This is a genomic window from Flavobacterium tibetense (genome assembly GCF_003293845.1).
Classification (GTDB): Bacteria; Bacteroidota; Bacteroidia; order Flavobacteriales; family Flavobacteriaceae; genus Flavobacterium; species Flavobacterium tibetense.
On the sequence record NZ_QLST01000001.1, the window covers coordinates 73,457 to 88,290 of the forward strand.

Here is a 14,834-nt window from a genome sequence, read left to right on the forward strand (position 1 = left end):
GGCTCTCAGCCATGGGTGATGTCGCGATGACGGTTCCTGTGTTGAGAGCCTTAGTTTTGCAACATCCTAATGTGAAAATAACAGTAGTTTCTCGACCCTTTTTTCACCCTTTTTTTGACGGCATTCCAAATGTGAATTTCTTTGGAGTTGATTTGAAAGAACGACACAAAGGTTTTTTAGGTTTACTTCGATTATTTTCCGATTTGCGAAACTTGAATATTGATGTTGTTGCCGATTTACACAATGTACTTCGTTCTAAAGTCGTTCGAGCCTTATTCGTTTTAAGCGGAAAAAAAGTAGCTGCAACCGATAAAGGAAGAGCCGAAAAGAAAGCGTTAACTAGTTTAACCAATAAAGTTTTTGCTCCTGTAAAATCGATGGTGGAAAGACATGTTGATACGTTCAAACAACTCGGATTTTCTATTGATTTATCGAATCCGTTATTCCCAGAAAAAGCGATTTTATCTGAAGAAATTTTTTCAATCACAGGAACAAAAAACCAAAATTGGATTGGAATTGCACCTTTTGCACAATACGAAAGCAAAGTCTATCCAATCGATTTAATGCAGCAAGTAATTGATGGTTTGGCTGAAAATAAAAACCAAAAAATCTTCTTATTTGGTGGAGGCGAGAAAGAAATTCAATTTCTAAATCAATTACAAAACCAACATGAAAATGTAATCGTTTTGGCTGGAAAACTAAAGTTCAAAAAAGAATTAGAAGTCATTTCTAATTTAGACATCATGCTTTCCATGGATTCTGGAAATGCGCATATTGCTGCGATGTTGGGCGTGAAAGTCATTACACTTTGGGGCGCCACGCATCCTTTTGCGGGTTTCAAACCATTCAATCAACCGGATGATTTTTGTTTGACTTCAGATAGAGAGAAATATCCATTATTACCAACTTCTATCTATGGGAATAAAAAAGTAGAAGGTTATGAGGATGCGATGCAATCGATTTTGCCAGCCCAAGTTATTGAAAAAATAAATTCCAATCTTACCTAAATAAAATTGGAATTTGAAATTTTTTGATTGGATTTTCTAATTAAACATCATCAAAATTAATTTTTATACTTGCCGTCGTTGGATAAGCTTGACAAGCTAAAGTCAAACCTTCGGCAATTTCTCCATCGGTTAAAATTTGATTTTTCTTTAATTCTACTGCACCTTCAGTAATTTTACAAATACAACTGCTACAAATTCCACCTTGACAAGAATATGGAACATCTAAACCTTGCTTCAAAGCGGCTTCCAAAATGGTTTGCTTTTGACTCATTTCGAAAGAGGTTTCTTCATCATCAACAAGGATTGAAATCTTGGTATGACCTTCCAAACTTCCTGCACTTTCGTTTTCATTGGAAGAAGCGGAAAATAGTTCAAATTTAATATCCGAATCGGAAATATTGTTTTCTTTTAATGTATCGGAAACTAGATTAATCATCTCTTCAGGACCACACAAATAGAATTTTGAAAAATTCATTTCGGCATGCTTGTTTTTCAAGATGAAATTTACAGTTGACTTATCAATTCTACCAAACAAAGCAGTATCAGCAGTTGATTGACTATACACATATTGCACAAACAAGCGGCCAACATATTGCAATTGCAAATCATGTAATTGGTTGTGAAAAATAGTTTCATTTTCAGATTTATTTCCGTAAACCAACACAAAAGTACTATTTGGTTCTTCTTCTAAAACGGTTTTTAAAATTGAAAAAACTGGAGTAATTCCGCTACCAGCTACAAAAGCTGCGTAATTTTTTTGACGATCTGTCTTTGGTTCGAAAGTGAATTTTCCTTCTGGAGTTCCCACTTCGATTACGTTTCCAACGGCTAATTTTTCATTAGCAAATTTAGAGAAGAATCCGTTTTTTACTGCTTTAACGGCAATTCGTAATTCGCCGCTTTTTGGAGAAGAACAAATCGAATACGCTCTTCTAATTTCTTGTCCGTCAAGCGTAATTTTTAAGTTTACGTATTGTCCAGCTACGAATTGGTAATACGATTTTAATTCGTCGGGAACATTAAAAAGAATTGAAACCGCATCGGCCGTTTCTTTGATGATTTCTTTAATGCTTAATTTATAAAATGATGACATGTGATTTTATTTTTTACAAAAATACTATTTATCAAGAAAATAGAAGAAAGAATTTAGAAAATAGATTTTCGGATTTTCGGATTTTCGGATTTTCTGATTTTTGGAACACAGATTGATAAAATTATTGAAATAGTTATAATCTTTAATGAACTTATAGAGTAATACAAGTTATGCTTTTTATATTCTTCTATGGCTTTTATGGTTTATTTTTCTGACTTAGACTTTTTTGTTTGAACTTGATTTTGAACTTGATTTTTGAACTTGCACTTGCACTTGATTTTGTCTTTCCGCGCTTGCTAGGAATCTCCTACAAAGTAGGCAAACTTTTGAGCGAAGCGAAAACAATTGCCCTTGATTTTTGATTTTGTCCTTGTTCTTGAATTTAAAAAAATACTTAAGAATGTTATGCATAAGAAAATTATGTATATATTTGTTTTGAAATTTAATCATCAATTTAAAGAAGTCCCACTTTTGGAGGGATTTAGGGAGGCTTATGAAAAATTCACAATTATATAAAGGCAGTTTGAACACCATCATTATGAAGCTTTTAGAAGAACAAGGCAGAATGTATGGTTACGAAATTACGCAGAAAGTAAAAGAAATTACCAAAGGCGAATTGAACATTACTGAAGGCGCTTTGTATCCTGCTTTGCATAAATTAGAAGCTGATGGTTTATTAGATGTTGAGGTAGAGAAAGTAGACAATCGCTTAAGAAAGTACTACAAACTTACTGAAAAAGGCACAACAGAAAACGTAAACCGTTTAGCCGAATTAGAAGAATTCATCAAAAATATACAAACCATTGTAAATCCTAAATTGAGTTATTAAAATGAAGTTGACAGCAGAAAACATCCAATTCATAGACAGCTACTTAAAAAACAGCAATGTCATTTACTACGACATTCGTATGGAAATGCTCGACCACGTTGCAACCGCAGTAGAACAAAAAATGGAAGCCGAAAATATTGATTTTTATGAGGCTTTTAAAAGTTATATGGTGGTGAATAAAAGAGAAATTTTAAAAGGAAATAAATTATGGCCAGGTTTTTCAAAAGATATATTGTTAAATTTTTTGAAGTTTTTACTACAACCCATTATGATTTTAATTGGTGTTTCAATTTATGTATTCTATAAAAATGTTGAGGTTGCTAATTATTTTTCAGAATCATTCACCTTTAAAGATTTTTTATTTGTGATTTTAATTTCTCTGGCAATTTTTAAAATCGTTTATTTTCGGGTTGTTTTAAAGCAAAGATTTTATATGATTGAGAAAATATTTGGGTTATTAAACGTATTTTATTATTTGCAAATGTTTTTTTTGAACCAACGAAATAATGAAACGCCTTCTGTATTTACAATAACAATGTTTAGTTATTTATTAATAGCTTATCTTATATATTTCACAAAGCAAGTTTATAAATTCAATACTTACAAAAAACAGTTTGTATGATGAAACTAACTTCAGAACAAATAGACCGCTTATACCAATTCACGCGCCAACATTACGTAGAATGGTACGATTTACAAACCGAGTTAGTAGATCATTTAGCGAATTCAATTGAAGCACAATGGCAGGAAAATCCGAAAATTTCTTTTGAAGATGCGTTGCAAATAGAGTTTAAGAAGTTTGGTGTTTTTGGGTTTATGAATGTAGTGGAGAAAAGACAATTGGCATTACAAAAACGTTACAGCAAATTGGTTTGGAAGCATTTTAAGGAATTTTTTACGATTCCAAAAATTGTTATCACGTTATTTTCAACGGTATTACTTTTCTTAATTTTCAGAAATTATTCACAAGTTGAAATTCTGATTACTACTCTATTTATGTTGGTATTAATTACCTTTTGGATTAGTTTGTTTTACCAATCCAGAAAAAACAAAATAGAATACAAAACAACGGGAAAGAAATGGTTGTTTAAAGACATCATTTTTGGTCACAGTTCTTTTGCCGGATTAAGTTATATTCCTTTTTATGTATTAATTCATACTGATTTCTCTCAAAATATTGGAATATTAAAAGCCGCATTCTTTAGTTTGCTTTTCGTCTCCATGGCGTTGTGCGAATACATTATTTTGGTAATCATTCCATCAAAAGCAGAAGAATATCTAAAAGAAACGTATCCAGAATATGCTTTAGAAAATGCAAACTAAACGAAAAAACCTACTTTTCACAGTAGGTTTTTTTTATATTATTCCGCAAACAGCGCTTTTAACTCGGTTGCTTCGCTGGCTTTCATTTTTCCAGCAAGTACTAAGCTTAATTGTTTTCTTCTTAATGCGGCTTCGTAGCGTTCTTTTTCTAATTCAGTTTGTGGTTCGATGGGTGGAACAGGAACTGGTCTGCCAGTTTCGTCAACAGCTACAAAGGTGTAAATGGCTTCATTAGCTTTGGTACGAATACCTGATTCTCTATCTTCTGTCCAAACATCAATAAAGATTTCCATAGACGAATTGAACGTTCTAGAAACTTTGGCTTCAACAGTCACAACACTTCCTAACGGAATGGCTCTATTAAAAGCTACGTGGTTTACAGAAGCCGTAACGGTAATTCTTCTTGAATGTCTTCTTGCGGCGATACTTGCGGCTCTGTCCATTCTCGCTAATAATTCACCTCCAAATAAGTTGTTTAACGGATTGGTTTCGCCTGGTAAAACTAAATCGGTTAATGTAGTTACCGAATCAGAAGGATATTTTGGTTGCATGTTGTTTATTTTTTGCAAAGATAGGAAGTGTTTAAAAATTCAAGACATAAAAAAATCCCAAAAATTGGGATTCTTTACTTATTCGATTAGCAACCAAGCTTCAATTGTATCTTCTTGGTGTAATTTATTTTTGACTTCTTGTGCTTCTTCTAAAGTTTTGTAACTTCCATAAGCCACAGGAATCAAATCGTGCTTATTTTTTTCAAGTTTTACTGCTTTATATCCTTGTTCTTTTAGCATTTGAAATGCTTTTTCTGCATTTTCTTCACTTCTAAAAGCAGCAGCAATTAAATGATATGGGAATTTCTCTTCTTTTACAGGCAATTCAATCATAGCCTCAGGAGCATCAATAAAAAAAGTAGCCTGTTGAATTTGCTCTTGTACTTTTTCTTGTACTTGTTTTTGAACCAATAGTGTTTGTGTTTCTATTTGGTTATCATAATAGGTTTTTCCACCATAAAAGCCACCAGCTAAAAACAACGTAATTACCGCTGCATATTTTACAAAGTTGTAATTTTTCTTTCTTTCTGGTGTAAAGACAATTGGTGCTTTTTCTTCCAAAGCTTCCACTTGTTGTTTGTAAACTTCTCTTTTTATTTCAGGTTGTACAAAAGCGCTTAAACCAAAAGCACTGGTTAAAAAGTTTACTGTATTTGTGGGTTCAAAAACAACATTTGATTCTCCATTTAAATGTAAATTCCCAATATTTTTTAATGCAATAGTTTCTAGAGCAATTAATTGTGCATTCCAAATAGCCACTTGATTCGCAATTTTATTCATTGCTTTCTCGTAGCTAATTTTTTCGTTAGTGGCAATATGATTCGCCAATAAACCATCATTGTTCTTAATGTTGGTATTGAAAGAAATTACTTTTTGTGGAGGCAAAAACGTACTTGCGCTTCCTTTTACTTGTGCCGAAATATTTTCTGCTATAAAAGCACCAAAGTTAGGAACCGTAACACATTGGTAACGATACAATAAATCCGATATGTATTTTTCAATCATCATAAGAACAAAGTTAGCGAATCAATAGCGATTTCAAAATTTTATCAACAAATTTTATTAACAATTTACAATTCTTAAAAATTGATAAATATCAGGTTTTGATTGCCAAAGACTTAGTACCTTTGGTATATTAAAAAAACATCATCATGTTACGATTACAAAATTTAGTTTTTGCGCTCACTTTTGTTCTGTTTTTAAGTTGTGGAAAAGAAAAAGAGCAAGAGTTTTTTGGTAAACAGGAAACGCCAGAAACTACCGAAAATCCCATAGTTACCAAAGGAAAAGAACTTTTTGAAGGCAAAGGAACTTGTGTGGCGTGCCATAAACCCGATGTGAAAGTTATTGGTCCATCTATCAGTGAAATTTCCAAAATTTATAAAGAGAAAAATGCCAATATGGTAAAATTTCTTAAAGGTGAAGGCGAACCCATTGTAGACCCGTCTCAATATGAAGTAATGAAAACCAATTTTTCTATTACCAAAAACATGTCAGACGAAGAATTACAGGCGCTTGAAGCTTATTTTTACAGCTTTAATTAAGAATTTTCTATAACTAATTTGAAGCCTACACGAGGAATATTTTCAATTCTCACGTGGGTTTCCTCTTTGAATATTTTTCGTAAACGGGAAATAAAAACATCCAAACTTCTTCCTGAAAAATAATCGTCGTTGCCCCAAAGTGAAGTCAATATTTTTTCTCTTTTCAACACGGTGTTGGTATTTTCAATAAATAATAACAATAAAGCCGATTCTCTTTCTGTTAAGGTAATTTGTTCTTTACTGTTGGTTAATTGGTAATTTTCTGGTTCAAAAGCAAAACTTCCAATGGTATATGATTTCTGGGTTTTTTCTATGTTTTTTTGACTTCTATTCAGGAAAATTTCGATTTTTAAAATGAGTTCTTCAATAGAATAGGGTTTCACCAAATAATCATCGGCACCTAATTTTAAACCTTTGATGCGGTCTTCTTTTAAGGTTTTGGCAGAAAGAAAAATAATCGGAATTTCTTCGTTGCGTTTTCTGATTTCAGTGGCAATTTCGAAACCATCCATATCAGGCAACATGATATCGAGCACGCACAAATCGAAAGTTTCTTGGCAAAATAGTTCAAAACCAGCTTTCCCATTGGCACAATGAACCACTTCAAAATGTTGTTCTAAATTATCAGCGGTTAAAAATGCCAAAGTTTCATCGTCTTCAACATAAAGAATGCGTTTTTTACTCATAAATATCTTTTTTTGGTATTCGAATAGTAATTTGTAATCCGTTTGATGTATTGGCAATTGTTACGTTCCAATGGTGCAATTGACATATTTTTTTCACATACGATAAACCAATGCCAAAACCTTCGATTTCCTTATTGTCTTCTCTTGAAACTCGGTAGAATTTATCAAAAATAAAAGGCAAATCTTTTTCTGGAATCCCTTGTCCGTTGTCTAAAAATTGCAATTCATAATTACTTTGATTTTCTTTCCAACTTATTTCAATTTCTGGCTTTTCATTGGCATATTTTACTGCATTTTCAATGACATTGTATATAATGTTGTAAAAATGAAAGCGATCAGCAAGAATAGTGATTGCTTTGTTTTCGTATGAAATGACTGCTTTTTTAGGGTATTTCAATGCAATATTTTCTTCAACCAATTCAATAGTTTTCAACCAATTGATTTTTTCTAATTGCAATTGAATTTGGCTACTTTCTACTTTGGCCAATGATAAAATTTGTTCGATATGTTGGTTCAACTTATTGCTTTGCTCAATGATGATATTTAAATAGCGACTTAATTTGGGGTTTTTGGTGATTTCATCTTGCGAACTCGCGTATTTGGAAGCAATTAAAATCGAAGAAAGTGGTGTTTTGAATTCGTGTGTCATGTTGTTGATGAAGTCACGTTGCAAATCGGTGTAATGTTTTTGCTTCAGCATCAACAAAACGGAATAAACATATATGATTAGCACACCAAATAACACCAATGTGAACAACCAATATTGCTGTAAGCTACTAAAATAACTTAATTGTAACTTGGGAAATCGAACGGCAAAATAATATGTTAAGTCTGAGTTTTTAGTAAAACAATTTTCGCATTTTTTCTTTGGTTTTCCATCGGCAGCAATATAATTTCCATAAACCATCTCATCTGTTGCGCAATTGTAAATGGCATATTCAAAATCTAAGTCGAGCTTGACTTTAGCAAATTCATTCTTTAAATAATGCTCTAAAATGTTGTTTTCAAAAACATCGTTAACATTGGCAATAAAATAGCTGTCATTTACTTTTCTGACATGATTTGCTGAGGGCAACAACGTGTTATTATCTCTATGAATTTTTTCAACAACATCTTGTAAAGCATAAAATATCTTGGCTTCTGATTCCTTTTTCTCAAAAGTATAGGCTTGATTTAACAAAAACAATTGCATTATAATTACTCCTATAATGGCTATTAATCCTGCTAGAATCACGCTATTTAATTTACTAAACTTCATTTATTTGAATTGTTCTTAATAACCGTTAACAACTAGTTAACAATCATTGACGATTGATTAACAACAAATTTACTATTAGTTTTTTTATATTTGTGATATCATTATCATTAAAACTAAAAAAATAAAATATGAAAGCATTAAAATTAACTGTATTAGCATTATTTGTGTCAGCATTTTCATTTGCACAAAAAGTAGAAGACAAACCTCAAACAGCAAAAATGCAAGTGAATTTACCATCTACAACTTCTGCTGCTAAGTGGGAAAAAGACACGCATGACTTTGGTGATTTAGAAAAAGGGAAGCCAGTTTCTTACGAATTTTCGTTTGTAAATACTTCTAAAGAGACTATTTTAATTACAAATGTAAAACCAGCATGTGGTTGTACAGCTACAAACTATACAAAAACGCCTATTAAACCAGGGGAAAAAGGAGTAGTTGAAGCAACTTATAATGCAGCAGCTCCTGGAGCATTTAACAAAACCGTTACAGTAACTACTAGCGAAGCTAATGCAGCTCCTAAAATTTTATTCATTAAAGGGAATGTTAAAACAGAAGATAGCCAACAAAAATCGGTATTACTAAAATAATATTCAAGAGTTTCTTATTAATTCTATTAAAGCCACCTAATTTCAGGTGGTTTTTTTATTTCCAAAAGCTAATAATTATTAATATTTTTACAATATGATAGACGCTTTTATAAAAACCCCATTGGGTATTGTAAAACTAACAGGAGATGAAAAAGGAATTAGAGAAATTATTATTTTAGATGATAATCTAGAGTCAGATACTATTCCAAAAGAATTGAAAGTTGCAGTAGAACAAATCCATGAATATTTTGAAGGGAAAAGGACTGCATTTACTTTTAAAATAAATCCTTTAGGAACTGAATTTCAACAAAAAGTTTGGAAAGTTTTATTGACAATACCATATGGAAAGACAATTTCTTATTTAGCACTTTCAAAGAAAATAGGTGATGTAAAAGCAATAAGAGCAGTCGCCTCTGCAAACGGCAAAAATCCATTGTGGATTGTTGTTCCTTGTCACAGAGTTATTGGGTCAGATGGTTCACTTACGGGTTATGCAGGGGGATTGTGGCGTAAAAAATGGTTATTGGAACATGAAAATCCTGTTAAACAAGAAAGTTTATTTTAATTTTTGTGTCAAAACCAAACAACTTTTTCTTATTTTTATAATAATCATTTTTAAAATTAAACATGAAAATCTTCAAAAAAACCTTCAAATGGTTTGCTATAGTTTTAATAAGTCTTGTTGTTTTGATGTACATCTTTGATGTTGATTATTTACTTCGAGCTGTCAGAACCATTTATTTTAAAGGATATACAACTGCTTTTCTAGAAGACTATAAAGAGTTTCCTAACCGAAAAATCGAGAAAGGAGTAGCACAACCTTGGGCAATGGCAAAAGATTACAATACTGTTTCCGCTACTGAAACATTAGAAAAAACCCATCAAGAATTACAAACCATTGCTTATGTAATTATTAAGAACGATAGTATATGGCATGAAAGCTATTTTGATGGTTTTGATCAAAATTCGAAATCCAATTCCTTTTCAATGGCCAAAAGTATCGTTACAATGGCAATGGGAAAAGCAATAATGCAAGGAAAAATTAAAAGTTTAGATCAAAAAGTAACTGATTTTTTTCCTGAATTAAAAGGAAAGTTTGCTAATGAAGTTACTGTTGGCGATTTATCTTCAATGGCATCTGGATTGAGTTGGGACGAACGTTATTACAGTCCGTTTTCTATTGTAACCAAAGCGTATTTTCATGATGATTTGAAAGGCGTAATTCTAGATTTAGAAATCAATGAAAAACCTGGAAAATCATTTAAGTATCTTAGTGGTGCAACACAATTATTGGCCATGTGCGTAGAAAAAGCTACCGGACAATATTTATCAGACTATGTTTCAGCACATTTTTGGCAACCAATGGGAGCTGAAAACGAAGCACTTTGGCAATTGGATCACGAATCAGACGGAATTGAAAAAGCGTACTGTTGTATTTCAAGTAACGCTAGAGATTTTGCCCGTTTTGGAAAATTGTATTTAAATAATGGGAATTGGAATGGAAAACAATTATTAGACAGCACATTCGTTAAAAAGTGTACAACACCGAGATTTGCCGAAAGTCCAGAATATGGTTATGGTTGGTGGTTGCATAATTTTTTAGGAAAAGATTTGTATTACATGCGCGGTCATTTAGGGCAATTTGTAATTGTGATTCCAGAAGATGACTTAATTATTGTGCGATTAGGACATATAAAAGGATTGCAAACGGAATCAGATCCGCATAGTGATGATTTATATGTTTATGTGGAAGAAGCTTATGAGATGTTGAAAATGAGAAAATAAATATTGAAATTATGAACGGGAATTTTTCAGCATTCAAGAATCGAGAAAGAATGAGTGAGCAAAAGAAAGTTGCCTCAAAAGAAAAATTTTTTTCAAAGAAAACAGCATTGGTTAATTCAAAATCCAAAACCACATTAGAGATAAACACAAATTTATCTCCAAATGAGCTAAATGAATTAAAAAATCAAATTAGAAATGAAAAGAAACAAAAACTAAAAAAATACAACATTCGATTTTTACTCTTTTTTGTCTTTGTCTTTATTTTAATATTTCTTTTTGCAATGAAAATGAATATCATATAACTTTTGGAAAATTTTCTGAATTAGACTAAGTAAAACTTGATACAAACAATAAACAATTAACCATCAACTATAAACTTGTAAAAATGATAGAAAAAATTAATCTAAACAACATTCTATTTTTAGACATAGAAACCGTTCCAGAATACAACAGTTACATGGGAATGGATGATGAAACCAAAAAACTTTGGGAACAAAAAACCCAATACCAAAGACGGGATGAAGTTACTGCTGAAGATTTCTACGAAAGAGCTGGAATTTGGGCTGAATTTGGAAAAATCATTACAATTTCTGTGGGTTATTTTACAAATAAAGCAGACATCAGAAACTTTAGAGTTACTAGTTTTTGGGGTGAAGAAAAGAAGATTTTACAAGATTTTTCGAATTTATTGAATACCCACTTTAATGGCGCCCAACATTTACTTTGCGGACACAACGCAAAGGAATTTGATATTCCGTTTATTGCCAGACGAATGATTATTAACGGTATTGCTTTGCCAGACAAACTAAATTTATTTGGAAAAAAACCTTGGGAAGTACCCCATTTGGATACTTTAGAATTGTGGAAATTTGGTGATTACAAACATTTTACGTCTTTAAAATTATTGACTAAAGTTTTAGGTGTTCCTTCGCCTAAAGATGACATTGACGGAAGTGAAGTTGCCAAAGTATTTTACATCCAAAATGATATTGACAGAATTATTACCTATTGTGAGAAAGATGTAATTGCTGTGGCTCAAGTTTTCCTTCGGCTAAGACGGGAAGATTTGTTAGTAGAAGATGAAATTATTCACGTATAAAAAAAGGGATTCCAATTGGAACCCCTTTTTTTTACTTATTATAATCTTATTTGTTGATTATGATTTTCTGTGTTGTTTTTGCAGCACCATTTTCAATTGATAATAAATAAACACCATTACTTACATTTTCAACATTTAATGTTTCCATCGTAGTATTAGATTTTTTATTCATTACAATTCTTCCTTGAACATCATATAACACATAAGTAGTTTCTCCCGTTAAATTTTCACCAAGATTAACATTGATGATTCCTTTAGAAGGATTTGGGTAAATTTTTAATGAGTTTAATGCATTTGAAGGAGTGTTAAGGGTAATATTACAAACTTCAATTCTAAAATTAGAAACTGTTCCTCCATCTCCATTATAAGGGTCGTCAATTAAAAGAGTCCATATTCCATCTGCATTAAGACCATTGAGATTACTCAAGCTTTCAACAGGAGCAATCAAGTCGAAAATTGCTGGCGGTGTTGTGGCACATTGAGGTTCACTTCCTGAGTCAACAAACACACAATTTATATCGTCTTGTTCAGTACAAGCTTCTCTAAGAAGAGTTATTACAGGACTTCCTATTGTAGCAGGGCCTCTTAAAGTAATAGTCATATCTTGCACCCAAGTATGGGTCATTTCTAAGGTAACTCGAAGTTCACCAATAGTTAATCCACCTGTAATTTCAATAGGAACACTAGCGCTAGAATTTGCTACCGTCGCTACCGTCGCGTCAGAGAAGTCAGTTGCTGTAAAAACATTTCCACAAGATAAAATACCTGTTGTAAAAGAATATATAGAAGCGTCATTAAAGTTACCTGAACCACATCTATTCGACGGATTAACTCTCCAATAGTATGTCGTTTCTTGTTGTAAGCCAGAAACCAATAAGTTTGAGTTGTTTGTATTCTGTTGTATTATTATTGGAATAAATGTTGGGCTAGTAGATAGCTGAACAGTATAACTTTCTGCATTTACGTCATTTTCCCAATCTAAATTAACAATAGTAGACGCCCCATTAAATCCATTTGTTGGGCTAGTTAAGTTTAATGGTTGAAAAGTGCTACCATAGATTTTTAATTTTTTAGATCTTGTTTCCGTTTCAGTTCCATTATTGCCTAATATTCCAACATTATAGTCTCCTGGATTTGCACCACTTAAGTTAGTTATTGTAAGTGTTACTAAACCATCAGCACTTAGGCTTAAAGGAGTTATAGTAGCATTTGCTCCTGCTGGTATCCCTACGGGACTGAAATTTGTTGTTCCAATACCCGTTTGCTTGTGATTAAAAGTATATGTTGCAGTTTCATTTGAACATTTAATTAAATCATCAGATGTTGAAGTAATGGCAAACGATGATGCAATACCTGTAATAACTAAAGAATAGTCTTGTTTTCCTGTAACTAAAGTTCCTTTATGAGTAATTGTAATAGTATAATCTCCAGCAACGGGGTTGTCTATCTTAACAACCTCAATATTATCTACATTGTTATCACCATTTCTAATAGCTCCTTCATTAGGATCAAGTTGTAATTTCCAAGGGAAATAAGTTGTTCCATCTTTTGTGATTCGAATATCTAAATCATTAATTAGAGATCTAAAAGTGTCATTAGGTTCTAAGCGTTGACCATTATTTGCTTCTCCTGGCAAATCAGTCCAAGAAATAGATGCAATTAATGGATTTGTTGCTCCCCCGTTTGATGTAACTGTCATGGTAAAAGAACCTCCTTGATTTAGAGTGTTTTCCGAAACCCATGAATTTAATCCGTTATCTCTTAAGGTCTCGGCTGCTTTTTTAGCATTTAATAATCCCCATCCAAAAATTGGGTCTGGACCTAAATCACCAGCATCATCAGCAGTATGACAAACTAGACCTTTCAAAGTAGCAGCTTTCATAAAGTAATTATATAACTGGTTGTGGTATTGCTGTAATATTAATAGTGTACCAGTAACGTTCGGTGCCGCCATAGATGTACCAGATAAACTTGCGGTTTGAGTATTACTACCACTACTCAGAGATGTCACTCCGGTTCCGTTTCCAGTAATATCTGGTTTAATTCTTCGGTCATCAGTAGGACCTTGACTACTTGAAGAATTGATTAATACATTATTTAATGTGCCGTTTGCATTAATTGTAGCATCTTGTGCATTAGCAATAGTAAGTACATTTTTAGAAACTTTATTTCCTACTAATTTATCAAACCCAAAAGCAACTGGGTCAGCATTATTGTTATTATTTCCATCATTTCCTGCTGAAAAAACAGGTAAATAATAAGGTGATAAATATGCAATTTCATCCCATGCTCTTGAATCTTCAACATAACTACCAATATACCAAGCAGGTAATGTATTACCTCCATTTGTAACTGGGACACCATATGAATGGTTAGAGACTAACATTCCAAGCAGCGATTCTGATAAAGCTTCAGATTCGTCATCAGTCCAGTTAAAAGTTCGTGCATTGGCTACTGGAGCCATACCTTTGATATTAGCCGAACCAGCACTCCACGGAGAAGCAATTACAGTTCCCGCAACGTGAGTGGCATGTTGACTATAAGTTGTCCCAAATTCATCATCAACGGTAACTACACGACCGCCAAATCCACTATGTGATCTTCTTACAGTTCCTCCATCCCAAACACGAGCAATCATGTTTTGACCGTCTAAAGTTAAGCCTAAACCTCCCCCAGAATTCAAATAATTAGTCCTTGTAGATATTGCAGCGGCAACATTATCTGTTTTTCTGTACAAAGGAAAACCTAATTTAGTTATTTTGTAAATCTCTTCAAAAGAACCATCCTCATGTTGAATAATAATCGGCCAACCATTTTTCTTCGCAGTTTCAAGAGCGATTTGTCTCTCTTTCTTTTCTCTCGAATTTACTTCAATTATTTTTTGTTGAATAGCTTCAACATCATAATTTTTTACAATTTCAGCAGACTGTTTTTGGTTTTGAGAAAAACCAAAATTTGTAATTGCAAGTAAAACAGATACTAAAAGTAGTTTGTTTTTCATGTTAGACATTGGGTATTAATAAATTAAAAATCAAAAATATATTTTTTTTATTAAATATTGCGCTAAACAAT

16 protein-coding genes are annotated in these 14,834 nt (G+C 32.4%); 10 read left to right on the forward strand and 6 right to left on the reverse strand.

The genetic code is table 11. The annotated features are described in order from the left end of the window. Positions 1–11 precede the first annotated feature (11 nt). Positions 12–1,007 carry a glycosyltransferase family 9 protein gene (locus DPN68_RS00360; RefSeq protein WP_113987601.1) on the forward strand — a complete coding sequence of 332 codons (996 nt, stop codon included), beginning with the start codon at positions 12–14 and terminating at the stop codon, positions 1,005–1,007. 40 nt (positions 1,008–1,047) lie between these two features. On the opposite strand, the gene DPN68_RS00365 is transcribed toward DPN68_RS00360, so the two are convergent. Continuing rightward, positions 1,048–2,100 carry a ferredoxin--NADP reductase gene (locus tag DPN68_RS00365; protein ID WP_113987602.1) on the reverse strand — a complete coding sequence of 351 codons (1,053 nt, stop codon included), beginning with the start codon at positions 2,098–2,100 and terminating at the stop codon, positions 1,048–1,050. A 493-nt stretch (positions 2,101–2,593) separates the two neighbouring features. Here DPN68_RS00365 and DPN68_RS00370 point away from each other — a divergent pair, with 493 nt between their 5' ends. From DPN68_RS00370 to DPN68_RS00380, 3 genes are all read left to right on the forward strand, one after another. Next, positions 2,594–2,929, forward strand: a complete 336-nt coding sequence (locus DPN68_RS00370; protein ID WP_113987603.1) for a PadR family transcriptional regulator — start codon at positions 2,594–2,596, stop codon at positions 2,927–2,929. Between the two features lie 121 nt (positions 2,930–3,050). After that, complete coding sequence (locus tag DPN68_RS00375; RefSeq protein ID WP_133256545.1) at positions 3,051–3,551, forward strand: hypothetical protein; 501 nt, start codon at positions 3,051–3,053, stop codon at positions 3,549–3,551. Then, positions 3,548–4,252: a hypothetical protein gene (locus DPN68_RS00380; protein ID WP_239986973.1), complete on the forward strand. Its 705-nt coding sequence runs from the start codon at positions 3,548–3,550 to the stop codon at positions 4,250–4,252. The genes DPN68_RS00375 and DPN68_RS00380 overlap by 4 nt, the downstream gene beginning before the upstream one ends. Positions 4,253–4,290: 38 nt before the next feature. Here the strand turns inward: DPN68_RS00380 and DPN68_RS00385 are convergent, their stop codons facing one another. Next, positions 4,291–4,803: an acyl-CoA thioesterase gene (locus tag DPN68_RS00385; RefSeq protein WP_113987606.1), complete on the reverse strand. Its 513-nt coding sequence runs from the start codon at positions 4,801–4,803 to the stop codon at positions 4,291–4,293. A 78-nt stretch (positions 4,804–4,881) separates the two neighbouring features. After that, positions 4,882–5,811: an HU domain-containing protein gene (locus DPN68_RS00390; protein WP_113987607.1), complete on the reverse strand. Its 930-nt coding sequence runs from the start codon at positions 5,809–5,811 to the stop codon at positions 4,882–4,884. Positions 5,812–5,954: 143 nt separating this feature from the next. On the opposite strand from DPN68_RS00390, the gene DPN68_RS00395 reads away from it, so the two are divergent. Beyond that, complete coding sequence (locus DPN68_RS00395; RefSeq protein WP_113987608.1) at positions 5,955–6,347, forward strand: c-type cytochrome; 393 nt, start codon at positions 5,955–5,957, stop codon at positions 6,345–6,347. Here the strand turns inward: DPN68_RS00395 and DPN68_RS00400 are convergent. After that, positions 6,344–7,033, reverse strand: coding sequence for a response regulator transcription factor (locus tag DPN68_RS00400; RefSeq protein WP_113987609.1), 690 nt, complete (start codon positions 7,031–7,033; stop codon positions 6,344–6,346). The genes DPN68_RS00395 and DPN68_RS00400 overlap by 4 nt on opposite strands. Further along, the gene (locus DPN68_RS00405; RefSeq protein WP_113987610.1) at positions 7,026–8,291 is read right to left on the reverse strand and encodes a sensor histidine kinase; all 1,266 of its coding nucleotides are present in this window, start codon (positions 8,289–8,291) and stop codon (positions 7,026–7,028) included. Before DPN68_RS00405 ends, DPN68_RS00400 begins: the two co-directional genes overlap by 8 nt. A gap of 128 nt (positions 8,292–8,419) precedes the next feature. Here DPN68_RS00405 and DPN68_RS00410 point away from each other — a divergent pair, with 128 nt between their 5' ends. The 5 genes from DPN68_RS00410 to DPN68_RS00430 all read left to right on the forward strand — a co-directional run bounded on the left by DPN68_RS00410 (position 8,420) and on the right by DPN68_RS00430 (position 11,762). Further along, positions 8,420–8,878 (forward strand): DUF1573 domain-containing protein, encoded by a 459-nt coding sequence (locus DPN68_RS00410; RefSeq protein ID WP_113987611.1) that lies wholly within the window; start codon positions 8,420–8,422, stop codon positions 8,876–8,878. A 94-nt stretch (positions 8,879–8,972) separates the two neighbouring features. Continuing rightward, positions 8,973–9,443, forward strand: coding sequence for a methylated-DNA--[protein]-cysteine S-methyltransferase (locus DPN68_RS00415; protein ID WP_113987612.1), 471 nt, complete (start codon positions 8,973–8,975; stop codon positions 9,441–9,443). A 62-nt stretch (positions 9,444–9,505) separates the two neighbouring features. Beyond that, complete coding sequence (locus DPN68_RS00420; protein WP_113987613.1) at positions 9,506–10,663, forward strand: serine hydrolase domain-containing protein; 1,158 nt, start codon at positions 9,506–9,508, stop codon at positions 10,661–10,663. Positions 10,664–10,674: 11 nt separating this feature from the next. Next, complete coding sequence (locus DPN68_RS00425; RefSeq protein WP_133256546.1) at positions 10,675–10,965, forward strand: hypothetical protein; 291 nt, start codon at positions 10,675–10,677, stop codon at positions 10,963–10,965. 83 nt (positions 10,966–11,048) lie between these two features. Continuing rightward, on the forward strand, positions 11,049–11,762 hold the full coding sequence (locus DPN68_RS00430; protein ID WP_113987615.1) for a 3'-5' exonuclease: 714 nt from the start codon (positions 11,049–11,051) through the stop codon (positions 11,760–11,762). Positions 11,763–11,808: 46 nt separating this feature from the next. Here DPN68_RS00430 and DPN68_RS00435 read toward each other — a convergent pair whose 3' ends face one another. Continuing rightward, positions 11,809–14,763, reverse strand: a complete 2,955-nt coding sequence (locus tag DPN68_RS00435) for a S8 family serine peptidase (RefSeq protein WP_162298386.1) — start codon at positions 14,761–14,763, stop codon at positions 11,809–11,811. Positions 14,764–14,834: the final 71 nt, after the last annotated feature.

Coding starts and splice junctions, on each gene's coding strand:
- DPN68_RS00435 (WP_162298386.1), bottom strand. CDS start 14,763: ATGAAAAACAAACTACTTTTAGTATCTGTTTTACTTGCAATTACAAAT.
- DPN68_RS00425 (WP_133256546.1), top strand. CDS start 10,675: ATGAACGGGAATTTTTCAGCATTCAAGAATCGAGAAAGAATGAGTGAG.
- DPN68_RS00405 (WP_113987610.1), bottom strand. CDS start 8,291: ATGAAGTTTAGTAAATTAAATAGCGTGATTCTAGCAGGATTAATAGCC.
- DPN68_RS00415 (WP_113987612.1), top strand. CDS start 8,973: ATGATAGACGCTTTTATAAAAACCCCATTGGGTATTGTAAAACTAACA.
- DPN68_RS00365 (WP_113987602.1), bottom strand. CDS start 2,100: ATGTCATCATTTTATAAATTAAGCATTAAAGAAATCATCAAAGAAACG.
- DPN68_RS00360 (WP_113987601.1), top strand. CDS start 12: ATGGGTGATGTCGCGATGACGGTTCCTGTGTTGAGAGCCTTAGTTTTG.
- DPN68_RS00395 (WP_113987608.1), top strand. CDS start 5,955: ATGTTACGATTACAAAATTTAGTTTTTGCGCTCACTTTTGTTCTGTTT.
- DPN68_RS00390 (WP_113987607.1), bottom strand. CDS start 5,811: ATGATGATTGAAAAATACATATCGGATTTATTGTATCGTTACCAATGT.
- DPN68_RS00375 (WP_133256545.1), top strand. CDS start 3,051: ATGGAAGCCGAAAATATTGATTTTTATGAGGCTTTTAAAAGTTATATG.
- DPN68_RS00370 (WP_113987603.1), top strand. CDS start 2,594: ATGAAAAATTCACAATTATATAAAGGCAGTTTGAACACCATCATTATG.
- DPN68_RS00430 (WP_113987615.1), top strand. CDS start 11,049: ATGATAGAAAAAATTAATCTAAACAACATTCTATTTTTAGACATAGAA.
- DPN68_RS00380 (WP_239986973.1), top strand. CDS start 3,548: ATGATGAAACTAACTTCAGAACAAATAGACCGCTTATACCAATTCACG.
- DPN68_RS00400 (WP_113987609.1), bottom strand. CDS start 7,033: ATGAGTAAAAAACGCATTCTTTATGTTGAAGACGATGAAACTTTGGCA.
- DPN68_RS00410 (WP_113987611.1), top strand. CDS start 8,420: ATGAAAGCATTAAAATTAACTGTATTAGCATTATTTGTGTCAGCATTT.
- DPN68_RS00385 (WP_113987606.1), bottom strand. CDS start 4,803: ATGCAACCAAAATATCCTTCTGATTCGGTAACTACATTAACCGATTTA.
- DPN68_RS00420 (WP_113987613.1), top strand. CDS start 9,506: ATGAAAATCTTCAAAAAAACCTTCAAATGGTTTGCTATAGTTTTAATA.